This window comes from Leptotrichia sp. OH3620_COT-345, from assembly GCF_003932895.1.
Classification (GTDB): Bacteria; Fusobacteriota; Fusobacteriia; order Fusobacteriales; family Leptotrichiaceae; genus Pseudoleptotrichia.
Genome location: NZ_RQYW01000001.1, coordinates 262,670 through 286,379, shown reverse-complemented (window position 1 = coordinate 286,379; position 23,710 = coordinate 262,670). Strand labels below are relative to the sequence as shown.

The following is a 23,710-nucleotide window of genomic DNA, read 5'->3' as shown; positions in this document are numbered from 1 at the left end:
ATGAGCTGACACATCAGATACTTGGGAAAGATACGGAGTATGAAGCAAGATATGTAGAAGGGAGATATGGAAAGCATTTAGGGGAAGTAAAGGAAAACAGGTATTTAAAAGACGGTAAGATAGTAGACCTGTAATGTCAAAGCTAACAGATGAAGACAGAGCAAGACTTAACAGATATAGTAATAAGGATATGCAGTTTAAAGATTTAATAGGAGTAGACTTTAGATATGAGAATAAGTTTAATGTAAATATTGGAAAACAGGGTAAAATAGCTTCAGAAAAAAGTTTAAGAAAAATATCAAAATATGAAAATGTTGAAAAGAAAGCTTTAGCCGCTAAAAGAAAAGGTAAAAGTCATAAAGAAGTAGAAAAGATATATAAAGAAGGCGTAAAAAAGATAAAAGAAGATGAATTATATGAAAAAGATAAGGTAATGTCATCAGAAGAAAAAGCATTTTATGAACATGTAATGAAAAACGGTAATGTATTTACTTATAAAATGAAAGTAATAACTTCTGAAGGAAAGTATTATCTTGTAAATGAACGTATAATAAATGAAGAGGCAGACAGTAGAGGAGCAGTATCGGATAGAGAACTACCGCTTGTAAAAATAACATTGGAAGAATTCAGAAAAGATGTATTAAACGGACAGGTAGTTTATGTACCTGGGTTATTTGTAACAGGTTATGGAATAAGGAAGATAGATGCTCAAGCTAATAAAGATATAAAAAATGATATGTTACTGAACGGTTTGATACAGACAGGTACAGGAGTAATGAGAGCAAAAATAGGAGGGACATCGGTAGCATTAGGTGGCATGCTTTGTTATGGAGGAGCATGTTTTATAGGAGCTCAAATGATGGGTTCGGGTTTAGGTGTAGGAGGAATGGGTTTAAATGAGACCTATGTAGGATTGCAGAATGTAGGATATGCTTTATCGACAGACAGTGGGTTGAAAAAAGGTAAAGCGATAGAAGAATTTACAAGGGTACAAAAACATAATGACAGTTTGACATCAAATGCTATAAAGATAAGAAACCCGATACTGGATTATATAGTAAATCATGGGGGAACAGAAGCTGACTATAATCATATAAATGCAATGACGGGAGTGATGTCGGCAGAGCTTAACACTTATAACAATTACTATAAGAATAACGGTATAGTGGATTATGTTGTTAAGGAGAGGGCAAGAAGAGCGGAGTACAAGAGTCCTACATTTACAACTCCTGATAGATATTACAATATAAAGGCGGAAAATGGTTTATTAAGTTATATAAGTCAGAAGGCAGTGGTAAAAAATTATGGTGATATTATAAAGTCTGATTACTTAATAAAAAATCCTAATTATGTGTATCAGAAGAATACTGAAGTTGCAAAATTTGATTTTAAACATATAATAGAGGGAGAGATAACAAAAAATGGAAAAGGAACAGCAGGAGGACATAAAGTAGGAGAAAATGTAAGAGTAACAAGAATATTTAAAATTCCAGATAAAAATGGAGCTTACCAAGCCAAAGTGGAGATATATGATCCGCTAAAAGACATATGGAAGGGAAAAAGAGCAAAAACAACAATGTTTCCAGATGATTGGAGTGTAGATAAAATAAAATGGGAAGTACAAGGGGCTTGGAATAGTAGTGATTTTGAAATAATAAATCCAATAAAAAAAATTGGCAAGGAACATCTCCAAGCGGAATAAAAATAGAAGGATTTGTGAACAATAAAGTTTTAGCTTATCCTCTTTATAAAGGAGATGAGTTAAAGTGAAGATGAAATGTTATTATCATATAAGTAAAAGAGGGGAATTATGGGGAGGGTATTGCAGTATTGTAAATGCGGAAAAATATCATAAAAATTATTCTCAATATTTAATGAATGCAATAAATACAATAGATAACAGTGATATAAATGAAAATGTAAGGATAATAGAACAGATAGAAAATGAAGAAATAGAAAGTTATGAAAGTGCAATAGAAATATTTGGGTTTAAGGTAACTAAAGATAAAGTGTATTTTGAATATTTTTGGGAAGATGATGATGATTGGAAAGATTGGCAATGTACATTTGAGGAATATAAGAAAGCATTAATTGGTTGGAAAGAATTTCTAAAAATGCCAAGAGATATAAACAGTTACCTTGAAGTAGAAATAAATGATATATAAAGGTAAAATTAAAACTTCGGCATTCAAAATTTTCCGAATAAATATAAAATTATGCTGATAAGGAAAACAGCTATTTGAGCGAAGAGAGTTTGCTGTTTTCCAAGCATAATTTTATATTTATGAGGGATAAAAATTTTGTAGCCGATAGCAGGAGAGTGAGGGTGGCAATGAGCCTTCACGGAAGGAAAGAGCAAAAACAACAATGTTTCCAGATGATTGGAGTGTAGATAAAATAAAATGGGAAGTACAAGGAGCTTGGAATAGTAGTAAGTTTGAAATTGAAGATACAAAAAGAGGTATTGGTTGGAACGGAATTTCACCAAGTGGTATAAAAATAGAAGGCCATCTTAACAATAAGGGAACAAGAGCCTATCCTGTATATGAAGGAGAGAATTAAATATGAAAGTAAAATTTTATTATGTAATGAAAAAAAAGCGGAGATTTATGGACTTCACCGTTTTGTCAAGTAATAGAACCGGAAAAATATGATGAAAACTATTCAGGTTATTTAACTTGGTCTGTATGGGAAATGCATTATATAAGTGATGTAGAGTATGAATTAGAAGGAATAGAGAGGGTAGAAAAAGGAGAAATAGAGTGTTTTGAAACAGGAACGGATATATTTGATATTTTAATATATAAAGACAGAGTAGAATTTGAATCTACACTTGATGATGAAGAATGGCAAGACTGGAGTTGTAGTTTGGAAGAATATAAGAGAGTACTGTTAGGTAAGAAAACATTTTTAATGTTACCTCAAGAAGTAGAAAGTTATTTAGAAATAAAAATAAATGATTTATAGTATATTATTAAATATTCAAATTGCTTTAATGAAAGGGTATTTAGAATTTAGAATAAAAGTAAAAACCTCGGCATTCAAAATTTTCCGAAGAAATATGAAATTATGCTGAAAAGGAAAACAGCTGTCTGAGCGAAGAGAGTTTGCTGTTTTCCAAGCATAATGAATATTTATGAGGGATAAAAAATTTTGTAGCCGATAGCAGGAGAGTGAGGGCGGCAATGAGCCCTCACTAATTAAAACTTTATTGAATTTTATTTATTTTCCCTTCTGAAGAAATTTCAAGACCATTTCCCTCGGGGAAATCAATTTTACTTAAATAAATGACTTTCTTAACAGCTTCCATATTTTTATCGATAAAGGGACCTAATCCTCCTTTATACTGTTTGGTTGAAATAATTTCTCCTGTCAAAAAGTTTCCCTTACTGTCTATAGTAATTTTAAAAATAGGTGCTATTCCGCTTGGACCGCTTAAATTAAATTTTCCATATGTAGCAAAATTTCCTGCACTGTAAGAAATAAATTTGTTTTTATACAATTCTATAGCACGTGTAACATGAGGTCCTTGTCCAAATACTATGTCTGCTCCTCTATCTACGGCCATTCTTGCAAATTTAAATACATTTCCTCTGTTTTCTCCATAAAATATTTCATTTTGTCTTGTTATATTTTGCTTTGAATTTCCTTCTGCTCCTCCATGAAACATTACAATTACAATGTTTGATTTTTCCTTTACAGATCTTATAAGCTTTGAAGCATAATCATAATCATTTATATTTACTGTTTTACTATTGGGGGCGAAGGAAACAAAGCCGTATTTTATTCCATCTTTTTCTAAAAATGCAGTTTCTGCCTTATCTTTTATTCCCGAGTATTTTATATCCAGTTTATCCAGATTTTCCATTGTCTGTCTGAGACCTTCCGAACCAAAATCATTACTATGATTATTTGAAATACTGAGATAATCAAAACCTGCATTTTTTAAATACTTTCCATATTTTGACGGAGTTCTGAAAACATAACATACACTTGGATTTGAACAGTTTTTAGGATTTCCTCCTTTGTCAAAAAGTGTACCTTCAAGATTTCCTACTGTAATATCCGCATCTTTTAAAATGTGTCCGGTATTTTTCAAAATATCCGCATCATTTTTAGGCAATAAGGAGGTGTCGGGATAATTACTGCCAAGCATAATATCTCCGACCCCTATAATTGTAATTTGTTCTTTTAAAGATCTATTTGAATTTTTATTTTCAGGATTATTACTTTTTTCTGTTTCAGAATTTTTCTTATCTTTATTTTCAAAAACATTGTCGGACTTTCCGCATGACCAAATTAGAATAAAAAAATAAAAAAATAAAATTATATTTTTCTTTTTCATAAGCTCCTCCCAAATAATTTGATAAAATATTGTAACGGTTTTCTTCTAAAAATGCAATAATTTACTTTATAAAAAAGTGTATATATGCTATAATTATGAAAAATTTGTAATGAAAAAGGTGAAAAACTTGAAAGTAAATAAATCATACATGTTTATTTTTTTTATATTATTTTCATTTTCAGTATTTTCAGAGGTAGTAGGTAAAAAACAGTCTCAGTTGAAAAAAAATTATATAAAAAAAGAAAATGAAACTGTAAAAGTAAAAGTAGTTGATGAAAATAAGACGGAAACTGATAATTTTAAAGAGGAGGATATTATCTATCTGGAACAGATAATTGATGAAAAAAAAGTAAAAGCTAATAAAAAAAGTAAAATTGAAAAAGCTATAAATAAATTGGATAAAAAATTGAATCCGGTTTTAAGATTTTATACACCTGCTTCATATGGTAAATGGTATCTTGTAAAAACATCAAATATTCAGGAAGCTGAATATGAAAATATTAAGTATGATTTTAAACAGGAAGAAAATGGATACAGGATAGTAAAAACTTATTATATTCCACAAGAAAACATATGGGTTGAAAATAAGGAAAGAGGTTGGATAAGCGAAAAAAAAGGAAAAGTTTATTTAAATACCGAGAAAGGTCTTTTTAAAAGTTATAAAAATGAGATAATATATTTTGACAATGAATATAAATATATGATAATAAAATTTGAAAGTGACGGGAATTTGAGAGTATTTTCCAGAAATCCGGACGGAAATGTGAAATTATCAATAGGGGAAAAAGAAAAAATTAAGGAAATAATTAATAAAAACAGCAATTTAAAAACAGTAATTTACAATAAAGAAAACAAAAATCCGGACGATATGGAAACTATAAGAAAAAAAGAGCAGGAAAGAAGAGCAAGGATAATAGAAGAGCGTTTAAATAAAAATATTGAAGAATTTTTTAAAATAGATTGAATAAAGTTTGTGAAATAATAAAAAAATGAAAGATTGGGAGAAATATGAAAAAAATACTGATAGCATTCAATGTATTTATAAGTATACTTGTTATTGTCAATTTAATATTTGTATACACTTTTTTTTATATAAAAAAAGAATATAAAAATGTAAATATAAATGTAACGAAAGGTACGAATTTTCAGCAAATATATAAAAAAATGGGATTAAATTATGGAATAATAGACAAAATATATCTCAAAATGACCGGAAGTTCTTCAAATCTGAAAATAGGAACTTACAGATTTAACGGCAAATTTTCAAGGTATCAAGTAATAAAAAAAATACATAATAAAGATTCAAACGGGATAAGGCTTACGATACCTGAAGGATTCACAAAAAAGCAAGTATATGAAAGAATAGATGCTTTGGGATTGGGAAGTCAAGAAGAAATAGACAACGCATTAAAAGAAATTGATTTTCCTTATCCTCATGAAAATAATAATTTTGAAGGATATTTTTATCCTGAAACTTATATTTTTCCTGAGGGAACAACTACAAAACAAGTAATGGTAACAATATTGACTGAATTCTTAAAAAAATTCCCTTCTGAAAAATATCCGGACAAAAAGAAGTTTTATGATCAGTTGAAGCTTGCATCAATTGTTGAAGCAGAAGTTTCAGATTTAGCTGATAAACCGAAGGTAGCAGGTGTATTTATAAAACGTTTGGAAATTGATATGAAACTTGAATCAGATGCTACACTAAAATATGAATTGGGAAGACAGGCATTGAGAGGAGAATTAAAAGCAATGGAAACTCCTTATAACTCATATAAAGTCAAAGGACTGCCGCCAACACCTATAGGAAATCCTCCTATTGAGACATTTAGAGCGGTAGAAAAAGCTGAAGTCAATGATAACCTTTTCTTTTTTACTTATAAAGGAAAAACATATTATTCAAAAACCCATGATGAACACCTTAAAAAAAGAAAAGAAACAGGACAGTTAAAATAGGAAAATAGGTGAAAAAATGTTTGTTTTCGGAGAAATAAAAGAAAAAATAAACAAATTGGAAAAAAGCAATTTAATAAGGGAAGATGATAAAATACTGATAGCTTTTTCAGGAGGACCTGATTCGGTTTTTTTGTACAGAACATTATCTTTTTTTAAAGAGAGTTTTTCTCTTAAACTTTCTATACTTTATGTAAATCATAATTTAAGATATGATGTCAATAGTGACTTGGAATTTGTAAAGAAGTTTTCTTCAGAAAATAATGTTGATTTATATATAAAAAGTATAGATGTAACAAAATATGCTTTAGAAAATAAAAAATCAATAGAGCTTGCAGCAAGAGAATTAAGATATAAAGTCCTGGAAGAAACACTTAATGAAATAAAGTACGACAAAATTGCGACAGGGCATAATCTTGATGATAATGTGGAAACTTTTATATTCAGGCTTTTAAGAGGAACATCAATAAAAGGTTTGAAAGGGATTCCTAAAAAAAGAGGAAATATAATAAGACCTATTTTATCTTTTGAAAAAAAGGAAATATTGGATTGTTTAAAGTTAAACGGAGAAAAATACTTGACAGATTATACAAATAAAGAAAATGGATATACGAGAAATTATATAAGAAATGAGGTTTTTCCAAAATTTTATAAAATAAATCCTGAATTTCAATCAAAAATAAATGAGCTGATTTCTGAAATAAATAAAAAAGAAGATGAAAAAGAGTCAAAAAATATGATTGTAAAATATTTGCAGGAGAATAATATTGAAATCAACAGAAGGAAAATTGATCAGCTGTATAAAAATATATTTAATACGAACGGTATAATTAATCCAAAAGGTTCAAAAGAGTTTAATTTAGGGAAGAACAAGTTTTTGAGAAAAGAATACGGAAATATAAAAATTATTGATAAATATGAAAAACCGGAAAATACAGCTGAATATGGAAATACGAAAATTATAAAGATAAATCAAAGTATAGAGTGGTACAATTACGAAGTACATTTATATAATAGCTTGAAAGAATTTACAAAAAAATTCAGTAAAACTGGAAATACAGATTACGTATTTTTGAAATTTAAAAATTCAGGACATGAAAATATAGAAAAACTGGTTATTCGAAGCAGAAAATCAGGAGATATGGTTTTATTAAATAATTTAGGTCATAAGAAAGTTAAAAAAATTTTAATAGATCAAAAAATTTCCAAGTGGAAAAGAGAAGAAATTCCTATTATCGAGTATATACAGGAAACTGAAAGTTTTGAAATGAAAGAAATAATTGCAGTAGGAGACATTAAATTTTCTCAAAAGGTAAAAAAAATAAGAGAAGAAGAAATAAATAAATTGGAAATCCAAGAAAAGATACTAATAATTGGGAGGAAGAATGGACGATAAAAATAAAGATGATATAAGAAAAAGATTGGAAGAATTGAGAAATGACAATAAGCGGAAAAGAGGAGGGTCAAATGGAGATAAATCACCATTTGGAGGTTCTCCTGCATTTTTTACTTTAATTATATTAATAACAATGGGATTTCTATTCTTCTGGAATGGAAATGTTCAAAGTTATTTTCAGCAAAAAAAAGAAATTCCTTATAGTGAATTCATAACAAAAATAAAAAACGGAACATTTAAGGAAATAACTGAAAAAGATGATAAGTTAATTGCTGTTTTGAAAGAAAACAAAAAGGAAGTAGCATATGTCACAAGAAAAATAACTGAAAGAATAGGTGATGATCCTACTATAGTACAGGCAATGGAAAATAAAAAAGTAAGTTTGAAAGTAGCGGAACCGTCATCATCAGGAGTTTTTCTCGTGTTTTTGATTCAGATTTTACCTATGATTCTGATGATAGGAATAGTAATATTTTTCAGTAGAAAAATTATGGGAGGGTCACAAGGAGGAGGACCCGGAAATATATTCGGTTTCGGAAAATCGAGAGCGGATAAACTGGATAAAAAACCTGATGTGAAATTTGATGATGTTGCAGGAGTTGACGGAGCAAAAGAAGAATTGAAAGAAGTAGTTGATTTTCTGAAAAATCCTGAAAAATATACTAAAGCCGGGGCAAGAGTTCCGAAAGGAGTATTGTTACTGGGAAGACCGGGGACCGGAAAAACACTTCTTGCGAAAGCTGTAGCAGGAGAATCGGGGGCTTCATTTTATACAATTTCAGGTTCGGAATTTGTAGAGATGTTTGTTGGAGTGGGTGCTTCAAGAGTAAGAGATTTATTTGAAAAGGCAAAGTCGAGTACACCTTCAATAATATTTATAGATGAAATAGATGCTATTGGAAGAAGAAGAAGTACTGGGAAAAATAGTGGAAGTAATGATGAAAGAGAACAAACATTGAACCAGCTTCTTGTAGAAATGGACGGATTTGAAACCGATACAAAAGTAATAGTAATAGCAGCTACAAATAGGGAAGATATACTTGATCCTGCATTATTGAGAGCTGGAAGATTTGATAGAAGAATAAATGTAGATGCTCCTGATTTACAGGGAAGAATTGCTATATTAAAAGTGCATGCGAAAAATAAAAAACTTTCAGATGATGTAAAACTGGAAGATATAGCTAAGATAACTCCGGGGTTTGTAGGAGCCGATCTTGCCAACCTTTTAAATGAGGCTGCCATATTAGCTGCAAGAAAATCATCAGATACCATTACTATGGAAGATTTAGATGAAGCAGTAGATAAAATAGGGATGGGATTAGGTCAAAAAGGTAAAATAATCAAACCTGAAGAAAAAAAGCTTCTTGCATATCATGAAGCAGGTCATGCAATAATGAGTGAAGTGACTGAAGGAGCCGATCCTGTGCATAAAGTAACTATAATACCGAGAGGAGATGCTGGAGGATTTATGATGCCTCTTCCTGAAGAGAAACTGGTTATTGCAAGTAAAGAAATACTTGCCAAAATAAAAGTTGCGTTTGGAGGAAGAGCGGCAGAAGAGCTTGTATTGGACGATATAAGTACAGGAGCTTATTCAGATATAAAACATGCAACAAGGCTTGCAAGAATGTATGTGGAAAGAGTAGGGATGAGTAAAATATTAGGTCCTGTAAATCTTGAAAATTCTGATGAGGAATTCAGTCTTGTGTCAAATAAAAGTAATGAGACAGTAAGAGAAATTGATTTGGAAATAAGAAAAATACTTAATGAAGAATATAATAAAACATTGGATACACTTAGAGAAAATAGGAAAAAACTTGACGGTGTTGCCGAGCTTCTTCTGAAAAAAGAAACAATTACAGGTGAAGAAGTGAGAAAAATTATATCAGGAATAACTGTAGAAGAAATTTTGAGTCATGAAAATGATAGAAAAGAAGAAAAGCATGAAAATACAGAAGAGCGAGTTATTGAAGAAAGTACAGTACAAAAATCTGAAAATGAAGTAGAAATGTCTTCTTTAGATAATTTTGATGAAAGTAATGAAAATTCTGAGATAGGTACCGAACATGAGTCTAAAAATAAGGAAATAAAAACTCCCGAGGTTATAATTGAGGAAAGTGAAACTTTTATTGAAAAAAATATTGAAAGTACAGAAAATGAAAATAGCGTTGAAAATAAAAGGTCAGAAGAAAATATTGACATACCGAAAGAGGAAAAAAAGATAGATATTCCTGACTTTATGAAATAGGAGGATTTAATCATGAAAGCGGAGGAATTTACACTTCCAGCAGATAATGGTGAAATGATTAGTTTAAATAATTATAGGGGAAAAATAGTAGTAATTTATTTTTATCCTAAAGACAGTACTCCTGGTTGTACTCAAGAAGCATGTTCATTCAGAGATAATTTTGCAAGACTTGAAGCTAAAGGAGTCGAAGTTTTGGGAATAAGCAAAGACAGTCTAAAAAAACATGAAAATTTTAAGAAAAAATATAAATTACCGTTTCTTCTTTTAAGTGATGAAAATTCAGATGTTTGTGAGAAATATCAAGTCTGGAAAGAAAAAATAAATTTCGGGAAAAAATATTTTGGAATAGAACGTTCAACATTTCTTATAGATACTGATGGTAATATTGTGAAGGAATGGAGAAAAGTAAAAGTTCAGGGACATATAGATGAAATTTTAAAAGAAATTAATAAAATGGATTAAAATTTTGCCTGTATACTAATGACATAGTGAAATATTTGTGGTATAATATGCTATAGACTAAGGAGTGTAATATGATAAAAAATACATTAGTTTATGGCATTTTTTTTATGTGGATGTCAGCATGTGTAAATATTTTTTCTGTACAAAAAAATACAGGAGAATTAAAAACAGTGGATTTCGTGAAAAAAGCCAGACTTGAAAAAATAATAGATGTCAAATTAAAACTGTTTTTTTCGGCTATTAAAGATCATAACAATAAATATGTCAAAGCATATCTGAATACAAAGGAAAATAGAGAAAAAAAACAGAAACAGAAACTTAAATTAGTGAATGATAGAAATAACAAGGGAGTATACGGTGCAGAGCTGGAAATGGAAATTGTAGCTCAGACAGAAGCTGAAGATGTACTTATAGATGTCAATTCCAAAGACAGATACGGCTATACACCGATTATTGTTGCAATAGAATCGGGAAATAATGAAATATTGAAGTTTTTAATTGAAAACGGTGCGGATGTAAGAGAGAAACATCCTGTTTTCGGAAAACTGACATTACATACTGCCTGTTATTATGAAAATGAAGAAGCTGTGGAAATACTATTGAAAACTGCTCCGGATTTAGTGAATGAAAAAAGTGGAACTGACGGATGGACACCGTTGGAAGATGCTACGTTAAAGTCGAATACAAGGATAGTGAAATTATTATTATTATATGGAGCCAATCCTTTAATAAAAGATAATAACGGAGGAACTGCCATGGATATGGCCACTGAATTTGGAAAAGGAGAAATAGTAAAGCTTTTAAGAGATAAAATAAAAGAAATTAGGAGAGAAAATTAGGAGGTAGTGAAAATGCATTGCGTTCAGGAAATATCGGAAAACATTTATTGGATAGGAGGTAATGACAGAAGGCTGGAAAGATTTGAAAATCTTTTTCCTTTACCGAAAGGAGTTTCATATAATTCAAGTATTATACTTGACGAAAAAACTGCAATTATTGATACTGTGGATGCATCGATAAGAGCACAATATTTGGAAAATATAAAATATCTTCTGAAAGATAGGGAATTGGATTACTTAATAATCAATCATATGGAGCCTGATCATTGTGGAAATATAGAAGATTTATTGGCATTATACCCAAAATTGAAAATAGTGGGAAATAAAAAAACTTTTGCTTTTTTTGAACAGTTTTATAATAAATTTGCTCCGGAAAATTATTATGAAGTAAAAGAAGGAGATGTTATAGATTTAGGGGAAAATAAGTTAAAAATCATAGGAGCGCCTATGGTTCATTGGCCTGAGGTGACAATGACTTATGAAGAAACGAAAAAAATACTGTTTTCTGCAGACGCGTTCGGAACATTTGGAACATTAAACGGAAATATATTTAAAGATGAAGTAGATTTTGATGAATATTATTCTTCAGAGTCAAGAAGATATTATACAAATATAGTTGGGAAATATGGGCTTCAAGTTCAAAATGTAATAAAAAAATTAAATGCACTTGAAATAAGAATGGTTGTACCGTTACATGGTCCTATTTGGAGAACTGAAGAGGATATAAAGCACTTATTTGATTTATATAACAAATGGAGTACATATACTCCTGAAAAGAGCGGAGTAGTAATAGTATATGCTTCAATGTATGGAAATACTGAAAATATAGTGAACTGTATCGCAAATAAACTGGCCCAGAGAGGAATAAAGGATATAAGGGTATTTGATGTTTCAAAAACACATCCTTCTTACATAATAGCAGAAACATGGAAATATAGTAACTTACTATTGGCAGCGCCGACATATAACACAGGATTGTATCTCGTCATGGATTCTTTCCTGCATGAATTGGCTTCTCTCAATTTTCAAAACAGAAAAGTTTCATTACTTGGGAATCATACATGGGCAACAGGGGCATTGACAGCATTGAAAAATAAGTTTGCAAATGAGTTCAAAAAAATTGAAATAGTCGGAGAACCTCTTGACATAAAATCTACTTTAAAACCTGAACAGGAAGAAATTATAGATACGCTTACAGGGGACATTGTTGAATCCTTAACAGTTAGTTAAATATTTTAATTGAATCATAAAATTTATCAGTAACTAAAAAAATTATATATAAGGAGAACAATATGAAAAGATTAACAGGAATCGGAGCTTCAGAAGGAGTTTCGATAGGAAAAGTATTACTATTTATTGAGGAGGAGCCGGTAATACCTGAAGAAAAACCTGCTGACTCTACAATTGAATCGGAACTTACCAAATTGGAAGAAGGACTGAAAAAATCAAAGACTCAGTTAATTGCTATCAGGGAAAAGGTAAAAGAAAAAATGGGAGAAGACAAAGCTGCGATTTTTGACGGACATATAATGCTTCTTGAAGATGAAGATCTGATTATGGAAGTTCAAGAAAAAATCAAAGCTGAAGGAATGTCTGCAGCTAAGGCATTAAATGAGGGGATAGAAGAATACTGCGAAATGATTTCACAGTTGGATGATCCATACTTGAGAGAAAGAGCAGCTGATTTGAAAGACATTGGAAAAAGATGGCTTAAAAATCTTTTAGGATTGAAAATAAATGATTTGAGTAATCTGGGACCGAATACTATAGTTGTTACAAGTGATTTGACACCGTCAGATACTGCTCAACTTGATTTAGAAAACTGTGTAGGATTTATCACTGAAGTAGGAGGAAAGACAGCCCATTCGGCAATAATGGCAAGATCTCTTGAGTTGCCTGCCGTAGTAGGGGTAAAAGGAATTCTCGGGGAAGCAAAAGAAGGGCAAGATGTAATAATGGATGGAGAAACAGGAGAACTGTTTTTAAATCCGCCTACTGAAGTAATAACGGAATATGAAGTAAAAAGAGAAAACATAAAGAAAGAAAAAGAAGAGTTGAAAAAGCTTATAAATGAAGATGCCGTGACTTTAGACGGAAGAAAAATCGATATTTGGGGGAATATAGGAAGTCCTAACGATGTTGATGCAGTGTTGGAGTCGGGAGCAACAGGAATAGGACTTTACAGAACGGAATTTCTGTTTATGAATTCTGACCATTTTCCTACAGAAGAAGAACAGTATCAGGCATATAGAATAGTTGCAGAAAAAATGAAAGGAAAGCCTGTAACTATAAGAACTATGGATATAGGAGGGGACAAAGAACTTCCTTACTTGGATTTACCTAAGGAACTGAATCCATTTTTAGGATATAGGGCGATAAGAATTTCATTGGAAAATAAGGATATGTTCAAGACACAGCTAAGAGCAATATTAAGAGCATCTCAATATGGACAGATAAAAATAATGTACCCTATGATAAGTTCTATAAATGAAATCAGAAAAGCAAATGCCATTTTGGAAGAATGTAAAAAAGAACTTGATGAAATCGGAAAAATATATGACAGAAACATAAAAGTGGGAATAATGGTTGAAACACCTTCAACAGCTATAATTGCATATAAATTTGCTAAAGAAGTGGATTTCTTTTCAATCGGTACAAATGATTTGACACAATATTTCCTTGCAGTAGACAGAGGAAATGAAATGGTATCTTCTTTGTATAATTCATTTAATCCGGCAGTATTGGAAGCAATTCAGAAAGTTATTGATGCAGCTCATGATGCAAATATAAATATAAGTATGTGTGGAGAGTTTGCAGGAGATAAAAAAGCAACTAAACTGCTCCTCGGTATGGGACTTGATTCATTCAGTATGAGTGCATCTTCAACTTTACAAGTTAAAAAAATTATAAGAAACAGCAGTTATGTTGAAGCACAAAAATATAGAGATTTAATTTTACAACAAAATACTCCTGAAGAAGTTCTGGAGCAACTATTACCATAAAAAAGCAGAGGGCGTATTTTATATGCTCTCATTATTTTATATTTAATAATTATAAAAGACAGCGGATATTTAATTTTAATGACTATATTTTATATGATAAGACGGATTTAAAACAAAATAAAATATTAGATAGAATGTTAAATAAAATAATGAAATTTCAAGCAACTTTTAAGTATAAAATAGGAAATTTTACAATAACAAATCTGAAAGAGGTAAAAATATGGATAATAAAAATATAAAAGTATTGCTATTTTTTGTAGAAGGCTTTGAAGAACTTGAAGCAATGGCTCCTGTTGATTTACTTAGAAGAGCCGGAATAGAAGTGGATACAGTTTCAATCACTCAGGACAAACATGTAATAAGTTCAAGAAAAATAACTGTTCTTGCTGATAAAATAATAGACGATGTAGACTTTGAAGAATACAAAATGTTAGTTTTACCTGGAGGACCGGGAACAGATAATTATATGAAATCAAAAAAACTACTTGAAAAAGTAAAAGAATTTTCTGAAAGAAAAAAAGTGGCTGCAATTTGTGCAGCACCGACAATTCTATCAAGATTGGGAATATTGAAAGGGAAAAAAGCGATATGTTTTCCGTCATGTGAGGAAGAAATAGTAGAAAAAGGAGCTGTTCTGACAAAAGAAAATGTAGTAACGGACGGGAATATAATTACAAGTAGGGGAGCCGGAACAGCGATTGATTTTGCTCTTGAAATAATAAGAGAACTGGAAGGAAAAGAAAAATCTCAAAAAATAGCAAAACAGATTGTATACAAATAATTATATAAAAAATAAATAAAAAATAACATTAAAAATTAAAAAAATATATAATTCAAAAAAACACAAGATATTGTGTTTTTTTTTATTTGCTTTTCCATATCATACAGAAAAAATAAATAACATGTGTAGTATAAAATTGTCAAAGGAAAAAATAATTGAAAATATAAAAAAATAAGGTTATATTATATGTGTGGTAAAAAGTGGTAAAAAGTGGTAAAAAGTGGATTATTTAAAACACTTATAAAATATTTAGAAAAGATAATACTGATACTATAAAACTTAAAGAAGCAACATATAAAATTAGGAAAAGTTAAGAAAAAAGGTTATGAAATTAGGTAAAATTAGGAAGAAGTTAATTAGAAAAAATTGTTATTTTAAATTAAAAAATTAGGAAGTTATTTAAGGAAAAGGTGGCTGCTATGTTTATGGGAGAGTTTTCCTGTAAGGTAGATAACAAAGGTAGGCTGATGCTACCCGTAAAATTTAGGGAACAGCTTGGAGAAAGTGAATTTGTTATTACCAGAGGATTGGACAATTGTATAGATTTATTTCCCATGGAAGAATGGGAAAACCGTGTTCAGAGACTTAAGCAGCTGAAAACTACTAATAGTAACCATAGAGCCTATCAGCGTTTTATATTATCAGCAGCCACAAAATTAACTTTAGATAGTCAGGGGAGATTGAATTTGCCGTCATCTTTAATAGGTCATGCAGAAATTGAAAAAAATGCTACAGTAATGGGAAGTGACGATCATATAGAAATATGGTCAGAAGAAAGATGGAACAGTTATATGGAGCAGAAAAGCGGAATTATTGAAGATATAGTTGACGGAATGGATTTCTAAATTTAAAAAAGGTTAGCTTGAGGAAGTTATAACAGGAAAGGAGTTCAAAGTGGAGTATCACAAGCCGGTATTATTTAATGAAGTTATTGAAAATATAATATCTGATAAAAAGGCAATTTATGTGGACTGCACTTTGGGTGGTGGAGGACACAGCGAAGGAATTTTGGAAAAGTCCTCTGACGATTCTAAAGTAATAGGAATAGACCAGGATATTGAAGCGATTGATTTTACAAAAAGAAAGCTGGAAAAATACGGAGATAAATTGAAAATTTTTCAGGATAATTTTAAAAATATTGATTCAGTAGTTTATTTTGCAGGATATAGTAAAGTAGACAGAATACTTATGGATATAGGAGTATCTTCAAATCAGCTGGACAATAAGGAAAGAGGTTTTTCTTATAAATATGAAGCCAAGCTTGATATGAGAATGAATAAAGAATTATCTATAAGTGCCTATGACATAGTAAATACTTTCAGTGAAAAAGAAATAACTGATATTATATATAAATACGGTGAAGAACCAAAATCAAGAAAAATAGCAAAAAATATAGTGGAATACAGGAAAAATAAAAAAATAGAAACGACATTGGAATTATCAAATATAATAATAAAATCTATTGGAAAAAGTATGAAAAAGCATCCATCTAAAAGAGCATTTCAAGCAATAAGAATATATGTAAATAGAGAGCTTGAAGTGTTGGAAGAAACACTTGATAAAGCGGTAAATCTTCTAAATAAAGGTGGGAAGCTTCTTGTCATAACTTTTCATTCTCTTGAAGACAGGATAGTAAAAGAAAAATTCAGGAAATATGAAAATCCTTGCATATGTCCCCCTGAAATACCAATCTGCATATGTAAGAAAAAGAGTTTAGGAAAGGTCATTACAAAAAAAGCTATTATTGCCGGAAAAGAAGAATTACAGTTCAATAATAGAGCTCATTCGGCAAAACTTAGAATATTTGAAAGGAGTTAAACATGAACAAAAAAAAACTACAGATGATAGAATTTCCAAGTATTTCACATACAATAAAAAAATATGACAACTTTCAAAATGAAGTAATAATTACCGTTCCACGAAGAGTTCAAAAAAAAATAAAAAGAAAAACAGCAATAAAAGTCAGAGGTGTTAATATAGCAGTAGTAAGTTTGACAATGTTTTACATATTTCTCCTTGTATCGACAATGATGATAAAAATGTGGATGACATATAATGTTTCAAATTTAGGGATTGAAAAGACAAATATAGAAAATAAGTTGAATGAGCTTAAGAAAGAAGTGGAAACACTCGAAAATACCTATATATCAAATTTTGATCTAAAAAAAGTGGAAGAAAAATCAAAACAGCTTGGTTTTATTCCAAATGATGATATAAAATATGTGAAAATAAATAATTAGTGTAAATTTCAATTTTTAAAAAATTGAGTTAAAAATCATTTGACTTTTTACGTTTTTAGAAAATTTTTTAATATTGGAAAAAATTGAAATATAAAAAAACTTTTCATATTCAATTATTTCAATAAAAAATATGAAAAAAAGTTTAAAAAACTGTTTGAGTGAAATGAGTTTATTATTTTAAATATAATAGACATTTTGAAGTTTAAAGAGTTGTAATTGACAGCAAAATTACAGGAGAGTGATAAGCACTCGTAAAAAATAAATCCGTATTTTGATAAATAATTAAAATATGAGGGTAAAAATTACCCTCATATTTTTTTATTTCTGATAGTTTTTAATTTTTTCATAAAATTTTTCGGAATCAATGATAAATCTTGTGTGACTTCCTTCTCCCACTAAAATATTTTCTTTTTTTTCATAAACTTTAACCTCAAAAATTAATTTCTTTCTGTCAATTTCTTTTAATTCAGCGGTTATTTTCATTTCGGTTCCGACTAAAGTGGCCTTCAGATGTTTAATATTCACTTCAGTTCCTACAGTTGAAAGTCCTGATTCCAATTCTTTTTGTGCCAGGTTTGAAGAAGCTTCTTCCATCCATGCAATCATAACGGGAGTGGCAAAAACATTAATCGCTCCTGAAGCAATTTTATTTGCAGTGTCGTTTTCAGTGACAGTTTTAATCATTTCAAATTTCATTCCTACTTCTAGCATAAAAATCTCCTTATTTCAATTTTTAACAATTTTATATTAAATTTCAAAATAAGTCAATAAAATATAAAAATAAAATAATTTTTACTTTTCAACACCATTCTGTATAAAAAATCTTATTTCGTCCAAAAAAGTGTTTCTGTTTTTAAACTGTTTCGTATAAAAAAACTCTATTCCCATGTAATGAGATATACCGAGAAGCATAACTGCTATCAATTCTTTATCTTTTAAATTATGTTTTATATCATCCAGAGTTTCAAGATAAAATTCAATATCTTTATCTATGAACATTTCATATATTTTGTTATTAATAAGTTCCATTTCTCTTATCAGTTTATATTTAAAATACGAATCTTTATAATATTCAAAAAGCAGATATAAAAATAGGATATGATTATCCAAAGCAGTATAATTAGGATTAAAATTATCCTTCAGGAAAAACATTACCTGCTTCCGTATATTTAAAATAACCGAATCTAAAAAGCTTTCTTTATTTTTAAAATAAATATAGAATGCTCCGGCTGAAATTCCGGCTTTTTTTGTAATATCGGTAATTTTTACAGAACTATATTCCCGGCTTGTTAATATTTCAGTACCTGCACTTAATATTTTATATTTTATATTTGAGGAATTAACGGGAACACGGAGATAAAATATCCTTTTATCAAGTTCCAGATTTACTTTTTTGGATTTATATAAAAAACCGTACATTAATGACTTAATTAAAAAATCCAAATCAGGGTCAATATCTTTTGTCGTGTAATATATATTGATATGTCTTATTATTGATAAAATATAAAATTTTTCAATCGCTTTAAGTTTTCTTCTATAAACACTTTCAAGTGATTTATTATAGACCTTCTGTATCATTTTTTCATATTCAAGAAATTTGTATTGACCATGACGATATATTTTTATAAGCTTGAATTCTTTTTTAGTAAGTTCAAGGTTTTTTCTGACAAAGTCTTTTAATCTTTCTTCAATATTTTCTCCTTCTATTTTGCTAAGATGTGAATTTATTCTCAATATTATTTCTGACAAAAGAAATTTGTAGATTTCTTCTTTATTTCTAAAATATTTATATATAATTCCATTAGAAACATTGGCATTTTTACATATTTCAAATATGGAGACATTTTCAAAGGGTTTAGATGAAAAAAGCTCTATAGACGAATTGATAATTTTTTCTCTTGTGTTTAGCATAACAATAGCCTTTCTAAATTTCTATTTAAAATAATTGTACCATAAATTAGGCTATAAATAAATATTTTTAGATAATTTTGTATAAATTTTTAAAAAAAATTTGACTTTTAAAAAAAATGTGTTATAAATAATTGAGAGTAAATTCATTTTGTTTAATTTTTTTTCAAATAAAAAATTAGATAATATTATTCTATATTTGGTAAGTGTTAAAAGATAATTTTTTAACTTGATAATAAAAAATAAAAAATTTTTTTAATAAATTATACACATAAAATGAGAGTTAAATTCTTAAAAAAGAGTTTTTTATAAATTTTAAAATATAAATAATATTTTTTTGAAAGGAAAAGGTGATTTTAAATGTGTAAAGAAGTAGTTGTGGTTTCAGCGTTAAGAACTCCTATTGGAACTTACGGAGGGACATTGAAAGATATTTCAGCTGTAAAGTTAGGTGAATATGTTGTTAATGGGATTTTGAAAGAAACTGCTGTTAAGCCTGAAATAATAGAAGAAGTTATATTCGGAAATGTATTGGGAGCGGGACTCGGTCAAAATATAGCAAGACAGATTTCATTAAATGCCGGTCTTCCTTATACAACAACTGCAATGACGGTAAATATGGTATGCGGTTCAGGACTGGAAGCGGTTCAGCTCGGAGTAAATAAAATAAGAGCGGGAGAAGCCGAAGTAATTTTAGCCGGAGGAACCGAGAATATGAGTCAAGCCGCTTATGTCATATCTAAACACCGTTGGGGTTCTAGAATGGGACATACAGAAGTACTGGATACAATGTTGAGTGATGGACTTACAGATCCTTTTGAAAACTATCATATGGGGATCACGGCGGAAAACATTGGAGATAAATATAAAATAAGTCGTGAAGAACAGGATAAGTTCGCAGCTTATAGTCAGCAGAAAGCTATGAAAGCAATAAAAGAAGGTAAATTCAAGGACGAAATTATTCCAATTGAAATTCCCCAGAGAAAAGGAGAAGCTGTAATATTTGATACTGATGAATATCCGCGTGATAATACAACAGCAGAAAGTTTGTCAAAATTGAAACCGGCATTTAAAAAGGATGGAAGCGTTACAGCAGGGAATTCGTCAGGAATTAATGATGGAGCAGCGGGAGTATTGTTAATGACAAAAGAAAAAGCTGAAAAATTGGGAATTCCTATTTTAGCTACAATAGTAAGCTATGCAAATGGAGGGGTAGACCCTTCAATAATGGGAACAGGTCCGATACCTGCATCTAAAAAAGCTTTGGAAAAGGCAAATTTGACCATTAATGATATGGATCTTATAGAAGCAAATGAAGCTTTTGCAGCACAGGCTTTAAGTGTGGCTCAAGAGTTAAAATTTGACCCCGAAAAGACAAATGTAAATGGAGGAGCTATAGCTTTAGGGCATCCTATCGGAGCTTCAGGAGCACGTATACTTGTTACGTTAATACATGAAATGAAAAAGCGTAAATCAAAATATGGGTTGGCTACATTATGTATAGGAAGCGGTCAGGGAGCAAGTGTTATTGTTAAAATGTAGGCAAAGTTAAAATAAAAACAGAATTGAAAATAAGAATTTAATGGAACATAATGCAATATTAATTTATTAAATAGTCAATCTAATCTTAAACGAAATTTATAAAATGCTATATAATTAAAAAATTAAAACTATAAAATTCTAGGAGGAAAAATGAAAAAAATTATTAAAATGGAACAAGTAGCCTCATTGATTCCGGATGGTTCGACTGTAATGGTCGGAGGATTTATGGCAAATGGCTCACCTGAAGGGATAATAGATGTTTTAGCGGAAGCAGGATTGAAAAATTTGACTTTAATCTGTAATGATGCAGGATTTCCGGACAGAGGAGTAGGGAAAATGGTTGCAAAAAAACAGTTTAAAAAAATAATAGCTTCACATATAGGTTTAAATCCTGAAGCCGGGCGTCAAATGAATGAGAAAGAAACTGAAATAGATTTAGTACCTCAAGGAACACTGGCTGAAAGAATAAGAACCGGTGCTTTCGGATTGGGAGGATTTTACACTCCTACAGGAATAGGGACATTAGTTGAAAAAGGAAAAGAGAAAAAAGTGATAAACGGTCAGGAGTATTTGTTGGAATTACCTCTTTATGCAGATATAGCTTTGATTTTTGCAGATACGGTAGATGAAAACGGAAATTTACGTTATAAAGGTTCAGAGAATAATTTTAATAATCTTATGGCAATGAACGCTAAAGTGACAATTGTAGAAGCAAGAAACATAGTTCCTGTGGGAGAATTGGATCCTAATGATGTCAATACTCCGCATAATTTTGTAAATTATATTGTTAAAGGAGGAAATAGATAATGATTGAATTAAGTAAAGAAGAAATTCAGACGTATATAGCAAAACGTGTATCAAAAGAATTAACAGACGGTGCACTGGTAAATTTAGGAATAGGGTTACCGACTTTAGTGGCAAATCATGTTCCTGAAGGAATGAATATTACGTTTCAGTCAGAAAACGGATTTATAGGTCTCGGTTCATCAGCTGAAGCGGAAGGAAATCTTATAGTAAATGCAGGAGGAAAGCCTGTGTCAATTATATCCGGAGGAGCATTTTTTGACAGTGCCACATCTTTTGGAATAATCCGTGGAGGACATGTCGACTTGACAGTGTTGGGAGCTCTTGAAGTAGATCAGGAAGGAAATATTGCCAGTTACCTTATACCGGGAAAAATGGTTCCAGGAATGGGAGGAGCAATGGATCTCGTAGTAGGAGCACGTCAAGTTGTGGTAGCTATGCAGCATACAAATAAAGGAAAACATAAATTGTTGAAAAAATGTACATTACCGTTGACAGCTAAAGAACAGGTAGATCTTATTATTACCGAAATGGGAGTGTTCAAGCCTGTAAAAGACGGATTTAAAGTAGTAGAGCTTAATAATGTATTTACATTTGAAGAAGTACAGGAAGCAACAGAAGGGAAACTGATTCCTTAATAATAAGATATTATAAAATTACAGAAAGATATTTACATTAACATTATACTGATTAATTTACATACCTATTATGAAAGAAGGATAATTAAATAGAAAGCGGCAGCTCTCTTTTGATTATGAAAATATTAGGAGGTAATTATGGTAATTGGTGTAATAGGAATAATTTTATCTTTAATATTGTTAATGCATCTTGCCTATAAAGGAATTTCTGTATTGATTCTTGCTCCTGTGTTGGCATGTTTTGCTGCACTCATGGGAGGAATAGGTACAGGACAAGTACATCTGTTGGCTACTTATACTGAAATTTTTATGAAGAGTTTAGGCGGATATGTTATGAACTATTTTCCTATTTTCCTTTTAGGGGCTATTTTTGGAAAAGTCATGGATGACAGCGGCGCCGCAAAGGCAATAGCAAATGTAATATGCAAAAGTCTGGGTAAAAGAAGAGCCATAACTGCAATTGTTATAGCGTGTGCAATTCTTACGTATGGAGGAGTTTCACTTTTTGTGGTAGCTTTTGCAGTTTATCCTATAGCAGCTGAATTATTTAGAGAACTCAGTATACCTAAAAGATTTATACCGGGTGCTATTGCTCTTGGTTCTTTTACTTTTACCATGACAGCTCTGCCGGGAACACCACAAATACAGAATGCCATTCCGATGCAGTATTTCGGGACGGATGTTTATGCTGCCCCTGTTATAGGGCTTATAGCAACGGTAATTATGTTTTTCAGCGGAATTTTCTGGTTACAGTTCAGAGCAGTTAAAGCTATGGCAAAGGGGGAAGGGTATGGAAATCATAAAAATGAGGGAATTATAAAATCCGATATAAATTCTCTTCCGAGTTTCGGAGCTTCTATATTACCCATTGTAGTAGTTCTGGGATTGGGATTTATTTTTTCAAAATTTATTTTTCCCGGTATGAATTTGAATTATTTGGAAGTGTATGAAACTACTCCTGAAAAAGTTATTGGGAAATGGAGTTTGATAACATCTCTTATTGTTTCCATAATTCTTGCTTTTGCATTAAATTATAGAAAAATGGAAAATCCGATGGAAACTTTGACTAAAGGGGTTAACGGATCATTTCTTGCTATAATGAATACAGCTTCGGAAGTAGGATATGGGAATGTTATTGCAGGGCTTGCAGCTTTTGGGATTATAAAAGGAGCATTACTTGGACTTTCATCAAATCCTTTAGTGGCAGAGGCAGTTTCCGTTTCATCTCTTGCAGGCATAACAGGCTCTGCTTCAGGAGGTCTGAGTATTGCTTTAGGAGCTCTAGGAGAAGTATATCTGAAAGAAGCTCTGGCAAGAGGAATAAATCCTCAAGTTCTTCATAGAATAGCTGTTATAGCCTGTGGTGGTCTTGATTCTCTTCCTCATAACGGAGCGGTCATCACATTACTTGGAGTTACAGGACTTACTCACAAAGAATCATATACCGATATAGGTATGTGTACAGTAATAATACCGTCTATAGCGGTTATTACCGTAATAATATTGGCAAGTTTTGGAATTATATAACTTTGTTTTATATATGCTAGAA

At 30.5% G+C, this 23,710-nt stretch carries 22 protein-coding genes and 1 pseudogene; 20 read left to right on the top strand and 3 right to left on the bottom strand.

The features are described 5' to 3' along the window. The first annotated feature begins 133 nt into the window (after window positions 1–133). From EII29_RS12640 to EII29_RS01235, 4 genes and pseudogenes are all read left to right on the top strand, one after another. Window positions 134–1,702 (top strand): EndoU domain-containing protein, encoded by a 1,569-nt coding sequence (locus EII29_RS12640; RefSeq protein WP_199725999.1) that lies wholly within the window; start codon window positions 134–136, stop codon window positions 1,700–1,702. Between the two features lie 70 nt (window positions 1,703–1,772). Beyond that, window positions 1,773–2,165, top strand: coding sequence for a hypothetical protein (locus EII29_RS01245; protein WP_233573215.1), 393 nt, complete (start codon window positions 1,773–1,775; stop codon window positions 2,163–2,165). Window positions 2,166–2,340: 175 nt separating this feature from the next. Beyond that, window positions 2,341–2,562 (top strand): annotated as a pseudogene (locus tag EII29_RS01240) (EndoU domain-containing protein); the annotation flags it as partial. 132 nt (window positions 2,563–2,694) lie between these two features. Beyond that, on the top strand, window positions 2,695–2,967 hold the full coding sequence (locus EII29_RS01235) for a hypothetical protein (protein WP_125235720.1): 273 nt from the start codon (window positions 2,695–2,697) through the stop codon (window positions 2,965–2,967). Window positions 2,968–3,208: 241 nt separating this feature from the next. Here EII29_RS01235 and EII29_RS01230 read toward each other — a convergent pair whose 3' ends face one another. Continuing rightward, window positions 3,209–4,345: a CapA family protein gene (locus EII29_RS01230; protein ID WP_125235719.1), complete on the bottom strand. Its 1,137-nt coding sequence runs from the start codon at window positions 4,343–4,345 to the stop codon at window positions 3,209–3,211. Between the two features lie 109 nt (window positions 4,346–4,454). On the opposite strand from EII29_RS01230, the gene EII29_RS01225 reads away from it, so the two are divergent. From EII29_RS01225 to EII29_RS01170, 12 genes are all read left to right on the top strand, one after another. Further along, entirely contained in the window at window positions 4,455–5,309 is an 855-nt protein-coding gene (locus EII29_RS01225; protein ID WP_148096392.1) for a hypothetical protein, read from the top strand. Between the two features lie 44 nt (window positions 5,310–5,353). After that, entirely contained in the window at window positions 5,354–6,304 is a 951-nt protein-coding gene (gene mltG, locus EII29_RS01220; protein WP_125235717.1) for an endolytic transglycosylase MltG, read from the top strand. A 16-nt stretch (window positions 6,305–6,320) separates the two neighbouring features. Further along, window positions 6,321–7,697 carry a tRNA lysidine(34) synthetase TilS gene (gene tilS, locus EII29_RS01215; RefSeq protein WP_125235716.1) on the top strand — a complete coding sequence of 459 codons (1,377 nt, stop codon included), beginning with the start codon at window positions 6,321–6,323 and terminating at the stop codon, window positions 7,695–7,697. Then, window positions 7,687–9,945 carry an ATP-dependent zinc metalloprotease FtsH gene (gene ftsH / locus EII29_RS01210; RefSeq protein WP_125235715.1) on the top strand — a complete coding sequence of 753 codons (2,259 nt, stop codon included), beginning with the start codon at window positions 7,687–7,689 and terminating at the stop codon, window positions 9,943–9,945. Before tilS ends, ftsH begins: the two co-directional genes overlap by 11 nt. A gap of 12 nt (window positions 9,946–9,957) precedes the next feature. Further along, window positions 9,958–10,407, top strand: a complete 450-nt coding sequence (gene bcp, locus EII29_RS01205; RefSeq protein WP_125235714.1) for a thioredoxin-dependent thiol peroxidase — start codon at window positions 9,958–9,960, stop codon at window positions 10,405–10,407. A 71-nt stretch (window positions 10,408–10,478) separates the two neighbouring features. After that, window positions 10,479–11,246, top strand: coding sequence for an ankyrin repeat domain-containing protein (locus tag EII29_RS01200; protein WP_233573212.1), 768 nt, complete (start codon window positions 10,479–10,481; stop codon window positions 11,244–11,246). A gap of 12 nt (window positions 11,247–11,258) precedes the next feature. Continuing rightward, window positions 11,259–12,476, top strand: coding sequence for an FprA family A-type flavoprotein (locus EII29_RS01195; protein WP_125235713.1), 1,218 nt, complete (start codon window positions 11,259–11,261; stop codon window positions 12,474–12,476). 62 nt (window positions 12,477–12,538) lie between these two features. Then, window positions 12,539–14,248 (top strand): phosphoenolpyruvate--protein phosphotransferase, encoded by a 1,710-nt coding sequence (gene ptsP, locus EII29_RS01190; protein ID WP_125235712.1) that lies wholly within the window; start codon window positions 12,539–12,541, stop codon window positions 14,246–14,248. A 220-nt stretch (window positions 14,249–14,468) separates the two neighbouring features. Then, window positions 14,469–15,029: a DJ-1 family glyoxalase III gene (locus EII29_RS01185; RefSeq protein ID WP_125235711.1), complete on the top strand. Its 561-nt coding sequence runs from the start codon at window positions 14,469–14,471 to the stop codon at window positions 15,027–15,029. 419 nt (window positions 15,030–15,448) lie between these two features. Continuing rightward, window positions 15,449–15,874, top strand: a complete 426-nt coding sequence (gene mraZ, locus EII29_RS01180; protein ID WP_125235710.1) for a division/cell wall cluster transcriptional repressor MraZ — start codon at window positions 15,449–15,451, stop codon at window positions 15,872–15,874. 49 nt (window positions 15,875–15,923) lie between these two features. Further along, the gene (rsmH, locus tag EII29_RS01175) at window positions 15,924–16,847 is read left to right on the top strand and encodes a 16S rRNA (cytosine(1402)-N(4))-methyltransferase RsmH (protein ID WP_125235709.1); all 924 of its coding nucleotides are present in this window, start codon (window positions 15,924–15,926) and stop codon (window positions 16,845–16,847) included. A gap of 2 nt (window positions 16,848–16,849) precedes the next feature. Beyond that, window positions 16,850–17,269: a hypothetical protein gene (locus EII29_RS01170; RefSeq protein ID WP_125235708.1), complete on the top strand. Its 420-nt coding sequence runs from the start codon at window positions 16,850–16,852 to the stop codon at window positions 17,267–17,269. Window positions 17,270–17,587: 318 nt separating this feature from the next. Here the strand turns inward: EII29_RS01170 and EII29_RS01165 are convergent, their stop codons facing one another. Then, entirely contained in the window at window positions 17,588–17,980 is a 393-nt protein-coding gene (locus EII29_RS01165) for a thioesterase family protein (RefSeq protein ID WP_125235707.1), read from the bottom strand. Between the two features lie 81 nt (window positions 17,981–18,061). Continuing rightward, window positions 18,062–19,180 (bottom strand): TetR/AcrR family transcriptional regulator, encoded by a 1,119-nt coding sequence (locus EII29_RS01160; RefSeq protein WP_125235706.1) that lies wholly within the window; start codon window positions 19,178–19,180, stop codon window positions 18,062–18,064. Window positions 19,181–19,537: 357 nt separating this feature from the next. On the opposite strand from EII29_RS01160, the gene EII29_RS01155 reads away from it, so the two are divergent. The 4 genes from EII29_RS01155 (at window position 19,538) to EII29_RS01140 (ending at window position 23,688) form a co-directional block, all read left to right on the top strand. Beyond that, a complete protein-coding gene (locus tag EII29_RS01155) occupies window positions 19,538–20,719 on the top strand; it encodes an acetyl-CoA C-acetyltransferase (protein WP_125235705.1) in 1,182 nt (393 codons plus the stop codon). Between the two features lie 150 nt (window positions 20,720–20,869). After that, the gene (locus tag EII29_RS01150; protein ID WP_125235704.1) at window positions 20,870–21,526 is read left to right on the top strand and encodes a CoA transferase subunit A; all 657 of its coding nucleotides are present in this window, start codon (window positions 20,870–20,872) and stop codon (window positions 21,524–21,526) included. A gap of 2 nt (window positions 21,527–21,528) precedes the next feature. After that, window positions 21,529–22,161: a 3-oxoacid CoA-transferase subunit B gene (locus EII29_RS01145; protein ID WP_305021989.1), complete on the top strand. Its 633-nt coding sequence runs from the start codon at window positions 21,529–21,531 to the stop codon at window positions 22,159–22,161. 138 nt (window positions 22,162–22,299) lie between these two features. After that, a complete protein-coding gene (locus tag EII29_RS01140; RefSeq protein ID WP_125235702.1) occupies window positions 22,300–23,688 on the top strand; it encodes a GntP family permease in 1,389 nt (462 codons plus the stop codon). Window positions 23,689–23,710: the final 22 nt, after the last annotated feature.